This is a genomic window from Rhodoferax sp. RT4P68 (assembly GCF_056521305.1).
Map to the genome: position 1 here is coordinate 154,157 of NZ_JBWMBB010000002.1, position 12,750 is coordinate 166,906.

A 12,750-nucleotide genomic window follows, 5' to 3' on the forward strand; every position below is an offset into this window, starting at 1 on the left:
CCCGATGAAGTACCCCTCTCGCGTCCAACTGATCGACGTCGGCCCGCGCGACGGCCTGCAGAACGAGAAGCAGCCTGTGCCGGCGGAGGTCAAGGTCCAGCTTGTGCACCAGTTGCAGCAAGCTGGCCTCGCGGAGATCGAAGTCACCAGTTTCGTCAGCCCCAAGTGGGTGCCGCAGATGGCCGACAACGCGCAGGTCATGCACGGCATCGCCCGCAAGGCCGGCGTGCGCTATTCGGTGCTGACGCCCAATCTGAAGGGCCTGGAGGCCGCCTTGGCGGCGCCGCGCGCCGAGTGGCCGGACGAAATCGTGGTCTTCGGCGCGGCCAGCGAGGCCTTTAGCCAGAAGAACATCAACTGCTCGATCGCCGAGAGCATCGAGCGTTTCGCGCCAGTGGTCGAGGCTGCGCGCACGCAAGGCATCGCCGTGCGCGGCGCCATGTCGTGCACGGTGGGCTGCCCGTATGAGGGCGACATCGCACCTGAGAAAGTGGGCTACCTGGCGCGTCTGATGAAGGGCATCGGCGTCGAGCGGGTCGACGTGGCCGACACCATCGGCGTGGGCACGCCGCGCAAGGTGCAGGCCGCGCTCGAGGCCACGCTGGCGCACTACGCCATAGACGCGGTCTCGGGCCACTTCCACGACACCTACGGGCAGGCGCTGTCCAACACGCTGGCGGCGCTGGACGTGGGCGTGTGGAACTTCCAGTCATCCGTCGCCGGCCTGGGCGGCTGCCCCTATGCCAAGGGCGCCACGGGCAACGTGGCCACCGAAGACGTGGTGTATCTGCTGCACGGCATGGGCATCGACACCGGCATCGACCTGGACGCGCTGATCGACGCCGGGGTCTTCATCAGCCAGGCCCTGGGCCGCGAGCCGCAGTCGCGCGTGTCCAAAGCCATCCGCACCAAGCGCGGCGGCTGATGTGCGGCGCTGAGTTGACCGCGTTGCCCGAGGGCGTGCAGCGCGTGGCGCGGGCCCTGCGCGAGGCGAACCACCCGCACGCGCCGCGCATGTTGGACGACGCCGCGCGCACCGCGCAGCAGGCGGCCGATGCGCTGGGCATCGCGGTCGGGCAGATCGCCAAGAGCATCATCTTTCGGCGCAAGAGCGATGACGCGGCGGTGCTGGTCATCACCTCGGGCGACCGCCGTGTCGACGAGAAGAAGGTCGACGCCCTGGTCGGCAAGACCGGCCGGGCCGATGCCGAGTTCGTGAAGGCGCGCACCGGTTTTTCGATCGGCGGGGTGTCGCCCCTGGCGCACGCCACGCCGCCCGTGGTGTTGATCGACCGCGAGCTGTTCCGCTTCGACGAGATCTGGGCCGCGGCCGGCCATCCGCATGGCGTCTTTCAACTGTGCCCGCAGGATCTGGTCGCGCTCACCGGCGCACCCGTGGCCGACGTCGTGCAGGCGCCCGCCGCCGGCACATGACGCCCGCTGAATCGCTGTTGCAACGCGCGTCGCTGGCGCTGGCCGCCGGCGCCGACGTCGGCTCGCCCTGCGTCTCGGTCTGCCAGATGAGCGCGGACGGTCTGTGCGCCGGCTGTCTGCGCACGCTGCCGGAGATCGCTGGTTGGAGTCAGCTGGACGACGGTGCGCGCCGCGTCGTGTGGGCCGCTATCCTCGAACGCGCCCGCCAACTCCACGTGCCGTCGACATGAAGCACATCGATTTCTATCTCGATTTCGTTTCGCCCTTCGCGTATCTCGCCTTCGAGACGATGCCTCAAACGCTGGTGGGCATCAGCCACCACATCACCTACCGGCCGGTGCTGCTGGGCGCGCTGCTGCGCCAACATGGGCAACTGGGCCCCGCCGAGATTCCTGGCAAGCGCGAGTGGATCTACCGCCACGCGCTGTGGCTGGCGCGCCAACACGGCGTGCCATTTCAGATGCCGGCGCAGCACCCTTTCTCGTCGCTGGATCTGCTGCGACTGGCGCTCGCCTGCGGGCCGGGGCCGACGCCGAACCGTCATGTCTGCGAGACCTTGTTCCGCCACGTCTGGCAGGGCGGGGCCGATGCGAACGACGCCCCGCGCATGGCCGCGCTGCTGGCGCAGCTGGCGCCGCAGCGGGACCTGACTGGGGACGCGCCCCGGGCTGAGCTGCGCGCGCAGACCGGCGCCGCCATCGCCGAGGGCGTGTTCGGCGTGCCTGCCTTCGTGGTCGATCGCCGCCTGTTCTGGGGCCTGGACGCGCTGCCGATGCTGCGCAGCTATCTGCTGGGCGATGAATGGTTTGCCCAGGGCGACTGGGAGTCCGTGACGGCCGTGCCGCCAAGCGTGCGGGGCGCTTGAGCAACGGGGCGGCTCAGGGATTACCCGCTTCAACCCACATCGCGATACCAAAGTTCAGGGTTAGTACGGAAGTTGTAAGTCACAGTTGGTTTCATGTCAGAGCACGGTCAGTGCCGCCTCCAAGAATCAGCGCAGGCGCCCCACCGGGGCGCTTTGCACAACAGGAGATACGACAGATGGCCGCAACAATGCACCCGGGAGCCGCGCCGACGGCGGCCCGGCCCATGTCCAAGGAAGAGCGCAAGGTGATCTTTGCCTCGTCGCTGGGCACGGTGTTCGAGTGGTATGACTTTTATCTGTACGGCACGCTCGCCGTCATCATCGGCAACCAGTTCTTCTCGGCGCTGGACCCGGCCTCACGCACCATCTTCTCGCTGCTGGCGTTTGCCGCAGGCTTCATCGTGCGGCCCTTCGGCGCACTGGTGTTCGGCCGGCTCGGCGACATGATCGGGCGCAAGTACACGTTCCTCGTCACCATCTTGCTGATGGGCCTGTCGACCTTCATCGTCGGCCTGCTGCCCAACTATTCCAGCATTGGCGTGGCCGCACCCATCATCCTGATCATCCTGCGCATGCTGCAGGGTCTGGCGCTCGGTGGCGAGTACGGTGGTGCCGCCACCTATGTGGCAGAGCACGCGCCGCGCGGCAAGCGGGGCTTTTACACCTCGTGGATCCAGACCACGGCGACGCTGGGCCTGTTCCTGTCGCTGCTGGTGATCCTGGGCGTGCGCACCGCCATCGGCGAGGCCGCGTTCGCCGAGTGGGGCTGGCGCATTCCGTTCCTGGTCTCCATCCTGCTGCTGGGCGTGTCGGTCTATATCCGCCTGTCCATGAACGAATCGCCGGCCTTCATCAAGATGAAGGCAGAGGGCAAGATCTCCAAGGCACCGCTGACCGAGTCCTTTGGCCAATGGCGCAACCTGAAGATCGTGATCCTGGCGCTGGTGGGCCTCACGGCTGGCCAGGCTGTGGTCTGGTACACGGGCCAGTTCTACGCGCTGTTCTTCCTGACCGGCGCGCTCAAGCTCGATGGACCGACAGCCAACATCCTGATCGCGATCTCGCTGATCATCGCCACGCCGTTCTTCGTGATCTTCGGCATCCTGTCGGACAAGATCGGCCGCAAGCCCATCATCATGGCCGGCTGCCTGCTGGCCGTGCTGACCTACTTCCCGGTGTTCAGCGCGCTGACCAAGGCCGTCAACCCCGACCTGGCCGCAGCCCAGGCCAAGAACCAGGTGATCGTCACGGCCGACCCGAACGAGTGCTCGTTCCAGTTCAACCCGACCGGCACCTCCAGGTTCACCAGCTCCTGCGACATCGCCAAGCAGGTGCTGTCGGCCAATTCGGTGAGCTATGAGAACGCGGTCGGCCCGGCCGGCCAGCCGGCCACCATCAAGATCGGCGAGAAGGTCATCACCAGTTACGGTGCAAACGGCTTGGCGGCCGATGAGCTCAAGGCCAAGGACGGGGCGCTGAAGCAGTCGCTGGCCGACGAGTTGAAGGCCGCGGGTTACCCCGCCAAAGCCGACCCCGCGAAGATGAACCGCGTGCTCACCGTGGCACTCCTCGTGTACCTCGTGATTCTGGTGACCATGGTGTACGGGCCCATCGCGGCCATGCTGGTCGAGATGTTCCCGACGCGCATCCGCTACACGTCCATGAGCCTGCCCTACCACATTGGCAACGGCTGGTTCGGCGGCCTGCTACCGGCGACTGCGCTGGCGATCGTGGCCCAGACCGGCAACATGTACAACGGCCTGTGGTACCCCATCATCATTGCGGCCATCACGCTGGTGATCGGCACGCTGTTCGTGAAGGAGACCAAGGACGTGGACATCTACGCGGACGACTGACCGCGAATCCCGCACAAAGCAAAAAAGGGCCCGGAAGACGGGCCCTTTTTCTTGGTGCCTGGCGTTCAGTGCCGGTTGCGCGCCTGCCGGCGTTTGCGCAGGGCTTGTGCCCAGGCGGCGAGCAGCCCCGACAGCACTAGCGCCAGGCTGGCAGGCTCGGGCACTTCGCCCGGTGTGGTGACGCCGGGCGCTGTGGGGTCGGTCGGCTCCAGGTTAGGGCCGGCGACGGGGAGCTCAGGTTGATCCGGCACATCCGATTGCTCAAGCTCGGGGTCGGTCTCCACCGGCAGATCCGCCAGCGGGGGCAGGGCAGGCCACTGCGGCGGGGTCGACCAGCCGTCATCAGGGCTCGGCGCGGGCGAGGACGACGGGCCCCCGACGACCGTGGCCGGCAGCCACGCGAACGGCGTGCCGGGGGCCCACACGGGCGCACCGGTGTGGGGTGCGCCGTCGACGACCGCCGGCATGGCGTGCAGCGGCACAGGCGCGCCGGTGTCGGGTGCGCCATCGACGATAGCCGGCATCGCGTCCAGCGGTACTGTGAACGGCGGCAGTGCACTCTGCGGGTAAGCGGGGGCGGGGGCGGCGCCTCCCACCAGCGTGTTCAGCGCCCGGGGCGCCGCAACCGGGGGAGGAGCACAGCCGTCTTGCAGGGGCGCGCGCGCTGCGGTGGGTGCCGCCGCCGGCTTGGCACGTGCGCGCTTCGGCTTGCGTACGCCGGCGCTCTGGGGTCCGACGCCATCCGTTTGGACGACTGCCGGCTTGGCGATGGCCTTGCGCTTGACCATCACACGTTTGGGCGCTGCCATGGGCGCTGCCACCGGCGGGCAGGGCCAGGCTTGGCTGGCCGCGACGGACGCCGTGCCACCGATGACAGGCGTGGTCATCGCCGCCAGCGCGATGCAGGCGACGAACCACCCAATCGCGCAGGTGGCGCGCAGAGGCAGAAGCTCGCTGCGTGCGCGAGCCTGGGCGCGGTTTCGTGTACACATATGTAAGTTCCTCATCAGAGTTGTATGCATTGTTCTGGTGAGATTTGGCCCGGCCGTGGGACTAATTCACGTCGGCTTCAAGTACGTGTATGAAATCAAATACTTTGCGACTTTTTGCATACGTCTTGTTGCAAATTTGATTGGGTGCGCAATCAGCCCTCGGTGCACGAGTGCTCTCGCACGCCCCGGGCAGGCACGGCGGGTGCGCTCCTAGAATCCCGGTTTGCCTCCCGACTGCGTCCGACATGCCCCATGGAACCATCGCCATCCGTGGCGCTCGCCAGCACAATCTCAAGAACCTCGACCTGGACATCCGCACAGGTGAACTGACGGTCGTCACCGGGCCCAGCGGCTCGGGCAAGTCCAGCCTGGTGTTCGACACGCTGTACGCCGAGGGCCAGCGGCGCTATGTCGAGACCTTCTCGGCTTACGCGCGCCAGTTCCTGGACCGCATGGACAAACCGGCCGTCGACCGCGTGGAGGGCGTCCCCCCGGCCATCGCGATCGACCAGACCAACCCGGTGCGGTCTTCACGCTCGACGGTCGGCACCATGACCGAGCTGAACGACCACCTGAAGCTGCTGTTCGCGCGTGCCGGGCAACTGTTCGACAGCGCGACGGCGCGGCCTGTGCGGCACGACTCGCCCGACAGCATCTACGCTGAGATGCAGCAGCGCGCCGCGGCGGCCGGCGATCCGCGGCTGGTGCTGACCTTCCCGGTCGAGTTGCCGGGCGGCACCAGTGCGGAGCAGGTGGCCGAGTGGCTGTCAGCCAGCGGCTTCACGCGGGTGCAGGCCGAGCGCGAAGTCGCCACGCCGGCTGGGCCGCATAAGCTCCTTGATGTGACGGCTGACCGCTTCCGGCTCGGCACGGCCGAACGCGTGCGCGTGGTCGAAGCCATCGAAACCGCGCTGAAACGTGGCGCTGGCCGGCTCAACGTCTACGTGCTGCCGGCCGAGGCCGAGGGCGAGGGCGAGGGCGAGCCCGAGATCTGGCGCTTCTCCACCGGCCTGCACTGCCCCGACAGCGACCTGCGCTACACCGACCCCATCCCCTCGATGTTCTCGTTCAACTCGCCGGCCGGTGCCTGCGAGACGTGCAGGGGGTTTGGCCGCGTGATCGGGGTCGACTACGACCTCGTCATCCCGAACGACAAGCTGACGCTGCGCGCTGGCGCCATCAAGCCGATGCAGACGCCGGCCTGGCAGGAAGCGCAGGACGACCTGATGCGCCACGCCGAGGCGGCAGGCATCCCGCGCGACACGCCCTACAAGCAACTCACGCCCGAGCAGAAGCACTGGGTCGTCCACGGCTCGCCGAACTGGAACGGCAAGTGGAACCAGCACTGGTTCGGCGTCAAGCGCTTCTTCGAGTATCTGGAAAGCAAGGCCTACAAGATGCACATCCGCGTCTTGCTGTCCAAGTACCGCAGCTACACACCGTGCCACGTCTGCGGCGGCGCCCGTTTGAAGATGCAGAGCCTGCTGTGGCGCCTGGGCAGCCAGGGCGACGCCGATGCGGTGCTGCCCCGCGAACAGCGCTTCATGCCGGTGGGCACGCAATGGTCGCGCGCACAGCTGGAGGGCCTGCCGGGCCTCACGTTGCACGATCTGATGCTGCTGCCGATCGACCGGCTGCGCCGCTTCTTCGACCGCATCGCGCAGGCCCAGCCGGGCGATGCCCGCGCCGCCACCGACCACGGCGACGCCCAGGCACTCAAGCTGCTGTACGAGGAGATCACGACCCGCCTGCGCTACCTGTGCGACGTGGGCATCGGCTACCTGACGCTGGACCGGCAGAGCCGCACGCTGTCCGGCGGCGAGGTGCAGCGCATCAATCTGACGACGGCGCTGGGCACCTCGCTGGTCAACACCTTGTTCGTGCTGGACGAGCCGAGCATCGGCCTGCATCCGCGCGACATGCACCGCATCATCGAAGCCATGCACCGGCTGCGCGACGCGGGCAACACGCTGGTGGTCGTCGAGCACGACCCGGCCGTCATGTTCGCGGCCGACCGCATGATCGACATGGGGCCAGGCCCGGGCGAGCGCGGCGGCAGCATCGTCTTCGATGGCACCACGGATGAGCTGCGCCAGGCCCGGACGTTGACCGGCGACTACCTGGGCGGGCGCAAGCGCATCGGCCTGGCGCAGCGCCGCGAGGTGGGCGACAACACGCCGCGCCTGGTGCTGGAGGGCGCGCGCGAGCACAACCTGCAGAACGTGTCGGTCGACATCCCGCTGCAGCGCCTGGTCTGCGTGACCGGCGTCAGCGGCTCGGGCAAGTCCACGCTGATCCAGGACGTGCTGGCCCCCGCGCTGCTGCGCCACTTCGGCCGCGCCACCGATGCGCCCGGCCGCCACGACCGGCTGCTGGGCGCCGACCACCTGGGCGACGTGGTCTACGTCGACCAGTCGCCGATCGGCAAGACGGCGCGCTCCAACCCCGCCAGCTACGTCGGCGCGTGGGACGCGATCCGCGACTTGTTCGCCGTCGCGCCACTGGCGCGCCAACGCGGCTACACGCCGGCCAAGTTCAGCTTCAACAGCGGCGACGGGCGCTGCCCGACCTGCGGCGGCTCGGGCTTCGAGCACGTGGAGATGCAGTTCCTCTCCGACGTCTACCTGCGCTGCCCGGACTGCGACGGCAAGCGCTACCGGCCCGAGATTCTGGAGGTGCGCATCGAGCGCCACGCCGCCAGCGACGCCCGCCGTGTGCAGCTGAACGTGGCCGACGTGCTGGCCCTGACGGTCAGCGAAGCCGTGCAAGTGTTCGAGCACGACCGCGAGGTGGTGCGCGCGCTGCAGCCCATCGTGGACGTGGGGCTGGAGTACGTGAAGCTGGGCCAGCCCGTGCCCACCTTGTCGGGTGGCGAATCGCAGCGCCTGAAGCTGGCCGGCTTTCTGGCCGAAGCGGCCAAGAGCGCGTCATCGTCACGCCAGAGCCTGGCGCGCAAGGGCACGTTGTTCCTGTTCGACGAGCCCACCACCGGCCTGCACTTCGACGACATCGCCAAGCTGATGCGCGCGCTGCGCAAGCTGCTGGATGCCGGCCACTCGCTGGTCGTGATCGAGCACAACCTGGACGTGATCCGCGCCAGCGACTGGTTGATCGACATGGGCCCGGAGGGCGGCGACGCCGGCGGCCAACTGGTCGCAACGGGCACGCCGGACGACCTGCGGGCGCACGCCACCTCGCACACCGGCGCTGCACTGCGCGACTACGAAGGCACCATGGCCGAGACGGCGGCCGGCGCGCTGGCCGTGCACGAGGCCGTGCCGCGCTACCGCGTGGCCAGCAGCGCGCCCGACGCGATCCAGATCGTCAATGCACGCGAGCACAACCTCAAGTCGCTGTCGGTCGACATCCCGCGTGGCAAGTTCAACGTGGTCACCGGCGTCAGCGGCTCGGGCAAGTCCACGCTGGCGTTCGACATCCTGTTCAACGAGGGCCAGCGCCGCTACCTCGAATCGCTGAATGCCTACGCCCGCAGCATCGTGCAGCCGGCAGGGCGGCCCGAGGTCGACGCGGTCTATGGCATTCCGCCTACCGTGGCGATCGAGCAGCGCCTGTCACGCGGCGGCCGCAAGAGCACCGTGGGCACCACCACCGAGGTCTGGCACTTCCTGCGGCTGCTGTATGTGAAGCTGGGCGTGCAGCACTGCATCCACGACGGCGCCGCCGTGCAGCCGCAGACGCCGGACAGCATCGTCGCGCAGTTGATGCAGCACTTTCGCGGCCAGCACATCGGCCTGTTGGCGCCGTTGGTCACGGCGCGCAAGGGCGTCTACACCGAGTTGGCCGACTGGGCGCGGCCGCGTGGCTACACGCATCTGCGGGTGGACGGGGAGTTCTTGCCGACCACGGGCTTCCCCCGCATCGACCGGTTCAAGGAACACAGCATCGAGTTGCCCGTCGCCAGCCTGGACGTGCGGCCCGAGACGGAGACGGTGCTGCGCCACGCACTCACCAAGGCGTTGGAACACGGCAAGGGTGTGGTGATGGTGATAAGCCATCTCGACGGCCTGCGCGAGGCCATGCTTGAGGGCACCAGCGCCGCCGGCATCGGCCGGGTGCAGGTGTTCTCCACACTGCGCGCCTGCCCCATCTGCGCCACGTCCTATGCCGAGCTCGACCCGCGCCTGTTCTCCTACAACAGCAAGCACGGCTGGTGCCCCGACTGCGTGGGCACCGGTGTCAAGCTGAACAAGGAGCAGCGCAAGGTGTTCGACGACTCGGTGCTGGGCGACGACCAGAAGGGCCGCGAGCAGACCTTCGCCGAACCAGAGGCCGAAGACGTGGGCACTGCGGCCTGCCCGCGCTGCGACGGCACGCGGCTGAACCCGGTCGCGCGCGCCGTGGCCTTCGAGGCCGCGCGTGGTGAATCCGCTCTCGGCGCCGGCATCGGCATCACCGAGATCGCGCGCATGAGCGTGACCGACATCCGCGAATGGTTCGACGCATTGCACCTGCACGGCCGCGACGCCGAGATTGCCCGCGACCTGGTGCCCGAGATTCGCAGCCGCCTCGCCTTCCTCGAAGAAGTGGGCCTGGGTTATCTGACGCTGGACCGGGGCGCGCCTACGCTGTCTGGCGGCGAGGCCCAGCGCATCCGTCTGGCCGCGCAGCTGGGCAGCAACCTGCAGGGCGTGTGCTACGTGCTGGACGAGCCGACCATCGGCCTTCATGCGCGTGACAACCAGATCCTGCTGGACGCGCTACACAAGCTCGGTGAGAAGGGCAACACGCTGGTGGTGGTGGAGCACGACGAAGACACCATCCGCCGCGCCGACCACATCATCGACATCGGCCCCAGTGCGGGCAAGCGCGGCGGGCGCTTGGTGGCACAGGGCTCGGTCGACGATCTGACGCAGGCCGAAGAGTCCGTCACCGGTCGCTATCTGCTGCACGCCATGCGCCACCCGGTGGAGCCGCGCCGCGCCGTGTTGCCCCCGCTTGCGCAGCCGACGGAGGGCAAGGGTGCAGGTGCGACCCCATCCACCGCCGCTGGCGCGGAGGGCGAGGAGCCCATGCGCTGGCTCGCCGTGCGCGGTGCGCGTCTGCACAACCTGCGCAACGTCGATGTCGACGTGCCGCTGCAGCGCCTGGTCGTGGTCACCGGCGTCAGCGGCTCGGGCAAGTCCACGCTGGCGCGCGACGTGTTGCTGGACAACGTGCAGGCCATCGTGCTGCAGCGCACGACCAAGGCCGGGCGAGATGCCGATGTGGCGGGCAAGCGCCCGGCCTGGTCCGGCTGCGCATCGGTGGGCGGCTACGAAACCATCGACCGCGTGCTGGAGGTCGACCAGACCCCCATCGGCAAGACGCCCCGCAGCTGCCCGGCCACCTACATCGGCTTCTGGGACACCATCCGCAAGCTGTTCGCCGACACACTGGAGGCACGCGCACGCGGTTACGGCCCGGCGCGGTTCAGCTTCAACACCGGCGAGGGCCGCTGCCCGGGCTGCGATGGCGCCGGCATCCGCACCATCGCGATGAGCTTTCTGCCGGACGTCAAGGTGCCGTGCGAGGTCTGCCACGGCGCGCGCTTCAACCCCGAGACGCTGGCCGTCAGCTGGCGCGGCAAGAGCATCGGCGAGGTGCTGCAGATGGAGGTCGACGAAGCCGTCGATTTCTTCGCCGCCATGCCGAACATCGCGCACCCGCTGCAGCTGTTGAAGGACGTGGGCCTGGGCTACCTGACGCTGGGCCAGCCGTCGCCCACGCTCAGCGGTGGCGAGGCGCAGCGCATCAAGCTGGTGACCGAGCTCAGCAAGGTGCGCGACGACATCACCCGCCGCGGCCAGAAGCCGCCGCACACGCTGTATGTGCTGGACGAGCCCACCGTGGGCCTGCACATGGCCGACGTGGAGAAGCTGATCCATGTGCTGCACCGCCTGGTGAACGGCGGCCACAGCGTGATCGTGATCGAGCACGACCTGGACCTGATCGCCGAGGCGGACTGGATCGTCGACCTGGGCCCCGAAGGCGGCAACGCTGGCGGGCTGGTGGTGGCTGCTGCTTCGCCGGAAGAGCTCGTGCGCCTGGGCACGCACACCGGCGTGGCGCTGGGGCCCGTGCTGGCGCGATGAGGGGGCCGCCGCCTATTGTGGTCATGTTGTCCCTTATGGGACATTCACGGATTGCCCCTCACCTGGTCCGCCGGCCCAATGCCCGGCTGTTTGCAACGCACTGGAGATTTTTTATGCCGTTCGCCCCTGCTTCCCGCCGTACCGCCCTGTTGCTGGCGCTGGCCGCCGTCGCCCCGCTGCCCGCCCTGGCCCAGAACAGCTTTCCCACCAAACCCATCAAGCTGGTGATCGCCTTCCCCGCTGGCGGGCCGACCGACATCACCATGCGCCAGCTGGCGACCAATGCGTCCAAGATCCTGGGCCAGACCGTCATCGTCGAGAACAAGCCCGGTGCCGGCGGCACGCTGCCGGCGCAGGCGCTGCAGATCGCGCAGCCCGATGGCTACACCGTCGCGCAGATCCCGCTGGGCGTGTTCCGCCTGGCCTACACCACCAAGGTGGGCTGGGACCCGATCAAGGACATCAGCTACGTGATCAACGTCACCGGCTACGCCTTTGGCATCGTGGTGCCGGCCGACAGCCCGTTCAAAAACTGGCAGGACTTCGTCGCCTACGCCAAGGCCAACCCCGGCAGGCTCACCTACGGCTCCACCGGCACGCTGACCAGCCCGCATCTGACGACCGAGCGCATCGCGCAGCTGGCTGGCATCGAGCTGCAGCACGTGCCTTACAAGGGCAGCGCCGACCTGATGCTGGCCACGATCAGCGGCCAGCTGATGGCGGCGGCCGATTCCACCGGCTTCGCGCCGCAGGTCGAGGCCGGCAAGCTGCGCGTGCTCAACACCTGGGGCGCCAAGCGGCTGAGCAAGTTCCCCGATGCGCCCACGCTGAAGGAGCTGGGCATCGACATCGTGCAGAACTCCCCGTTCGGCATCGGCGCGCCCAAGGGCACGCCGCCCGAAGTCGTGAAGAAGCTGCACGACGCCTTCAAGCAGGCCATGGAAGAGCCCAGCTACGTGAGCGCGCTGGACAAGTACGACATGCTGCCCGACTACAAGAGCACCGCCGAGTACACCAAGTTCGCGCAGGACACGATGGCACGCGAGAAGGTGATCATCGAAAAGCTGGGCCTGGCCAAGCCCCAGTGACCCGCGGCGGCGCATGGTGCTGTTGACACGGCATCATCGCGCCATGCCCGCACCCCCCAACCCCGACTGGCAGGTCGTGCACGTGCACCCGCACGCGCCGGCCAAGCCCGAGTTCGGCGCGCCCTGCAACGGCTGCGGGTTGTGCTGCTTGAGCGAGCCCTGTCCGCTGGGCATGCTGTTGTCGCGCCGCCGTCACGGCCCCTGTAGCGCGCTGCGCTGGGACGAGGCGCAGGGCCGCTACCTGTGCGGTGCGCTGAGCGATCCGGCCCAGGTGCTGGGCGCGCGTTGGTTGGCGCCGCTGGCCCGGCGCTGGATTGCCGCCGGTGTCGGCTGCGATGCGCACCTGTTGGCAGGCCCGAACCAGCGCTGATCCGCTGACCTTCGCGTCACGGCTCCCCGTCACTCCAGCGTCTCGGCGCAGCC

9 protein-coding genes are annotated in these 12,750 nt (G+C 68.4%); 8 read left to right on the top strand and 1 reads right to left on the bottom strand.

Annotated features, from left to right (window positions below):
- The first annotated feature begins 4 nt into the window (after nucleotides 1–4).
- From AC099J_RS04225 to AC099J_RS04245, 5 genes are all read left to right on the top strand, one after another.
- Nucleotides 5–925, top strand: coding sequence for a hydroxymethylglutaryl-CoA lyase (locus AC099J_RS04225; RefSeq protein WP_479613966.1), 921 nt, complete (start codon nucleotides 5–7; stop codon nucleotides 923–925).
- The gene (locus AC099J_RS04230) at nucleotides 925–1,434 is read left to right on the top strand and encodes a YbaK/EbsC family protein (protein ID WP_479613967.1); all 510 of its coding nucleotides are present in this window, start codon (nucleotides 925–927) and stop codon (nucleotides 1,432–1,434) included. The genes AC099J_RS04225 and AC099J_RS04230 overlap by 1 nt, the downstream gene beginning before the upstream one ends.
- Entirely contained in the window at nucleotides 1,431–1,664 is a 234-nt protein-coding gene (locus AC099J_RS04235) for a DUF1289 domain-containing protein (RefSeq protein ID WP_479613968.1), read from the top strand. The genes AC099J_RS04230 and AC099J_RS04235 overlap by 4 nt, the downstream gene beginning before the upstream one ends.
- Complete coding sequence (locus tag AC099J_RS04240) at nucleotides 1,661–2,299, top strand: 2-hydroxychromene-2-carboxylate isomerase (RefSeq protein ID WP_479613969.1); 639 nt, start codon at nucleotides 1,661–1,663, stop codon at nucleotides 2,297–2,299. Before AC099J_RS04235 ends, AC099J_RS04240 begins: the two co-directional genes overlap by 4 nt.
- 176 nt (nucleotides 2,300–2,475) lie before the next feature.
- Nucleotides 2,476–4,155, top strand: a complete 1,680-nt coding sequence (locus AC099J_RS04245; RefSeq protein ID WP_479613970.1) for an MFS transporter — start codon at nucleotides 2,476–2,478, stop codon at nucleotides 4,153–4,155.
- Nucleotides 4,156–4,220: 65 nt separating this feature from the next.
- Here the strand turns inward: AC099J_RS04245 and AC099J_RS04250 are convergent, their stop codons facing one another.
- The gene (locus AC099J_RS04250) at nucleotides 4,221–5,042 is read right to left on the bottom strand and encodes a PEP-CTERM sorting domain-containing protein (protein ID WP_479613971.1); all 822 of its coding nucleotides are present in this window, start codon (nucleotides 5,040–5,042) and stop codon (nucleotides 4,221–4,223) included.
- A 350-nt stretch (nucleotides 5,043–5,392) separates the two neighbouring features.
- Between AC099J_RS04250 and uvrA the strand changes: the two genes are divergently transcribed.
- The 3 genes from uvrA to AC099J_RS04265 all read left to right on the top strand — a co-directional run bounded on the left by uvrA (nucleotide 5,393) and on the right by AC099J_RS04265 (nucleotide 12,697).
- The gene (uvrA, locus tag AC099J_RS04255; protein WP_479613972.1) at nucleotides 5,393–11,239 is read left to right on the top strand and encodes an excinuclease ABC subunit UvrA; all 5,847 of its coding nucleotides are present in this window, start codon (nucleotides 5,393–5,395) and stop codon (nucleotides 11,237–11,239) included.
- Nucleotides 11,240–11,352: 113 nt separating this feature from the next.
- Nucleotides 11,353–12,327 carry a tripartite tricarboxylate transporter substrate binding protein gene (locus tag AC099J_RS04260; protein ID WP_479613973.1) on the top strand — a complete coding sequence of 325 codons (975 nt, stop codon included), beginning with the start codon at nucleotides 11,353–11,355 and terminating at the stop codon, nucleotides 12,325–12,327.
- Nucleotides 12,328–12,370: 43 nt separating this feature from the next.
- Entirely contained in the window at nucleotides 12,371–12,697 is a 327-nt protein-coding gene (locus AC099J_RS04265) for a hypothetical protein (protein WP_479613974.1), read from the top strand.
- Nucleotides 12,698–12,750: the final 53 nt, after the last annotated feature.

Bases quoted from the DNA above. Each gene is read 5' to 3' on its own strand.
- AC099J_RS04225 (WP_479613966.1), top strand. From the start codon at position 5: ATGAAGTACCCCTCTCGCGTCCAACTGATCGACGTCGGCCCGCGCGAC.
- AC099J_RS04230 (WP_479613967.1), top strand. From the start codon at position 925: ATGTGCGGCGCTGAGTTGACCGCGTTGCCCGAGGGCGTGCAGCGCGTG.
- AC099J_RS04235 (WP_479613968.1), top strand. From the start codon at position 1,431: ATGACGCCCGCTGAATCGCTGTTGCAACGCGCGTCGCTGGCGCTGGCC.
- AC099J_RS04240 (WP_479613969.1), top strand. From the start codon at position 1,661: ATGAAGCACATCGATTTCTATCTCGATTTCGTTTCGCCCTTCGCGTAT.
- AC099J_RS04245 (WP_479613970.1), top strand. From the start codon at position 2,476: ATGGCCGCAACAATGCACCCGGGAGCCGCGCCGACGGCGGCCCGGCCC.
- AC099J_RS04250 (WP_479613971.1), bottom strand. From the start codon at position 5,042: ATGACCACGCCTGTCATCGGTGGCACGGCGTCCGTCGCGGCCAGCCAA.
- uvrA (WP_479613972.1), top strand. From the start codon at position 5,393: ATGCCCCATGGAACCATCGCCATCCGTGGCGCTCGCCAGCACAATCTC.
- AC099J_RS04260 (WP_479613973.1), top strand. From the start codon at position 11,353: ATGCCGTTCGCCCCTGCTTCCCGCCGTACCGCCCTGTTGCTGGCGCTG.
- AC099J_RS04265 (WP_479613974.1), top strand. From the start codon at position 12,371: ATGCCCGCACCCCCCAACCCCGACTGGCAGGTCGTGCACGTGCACCCG.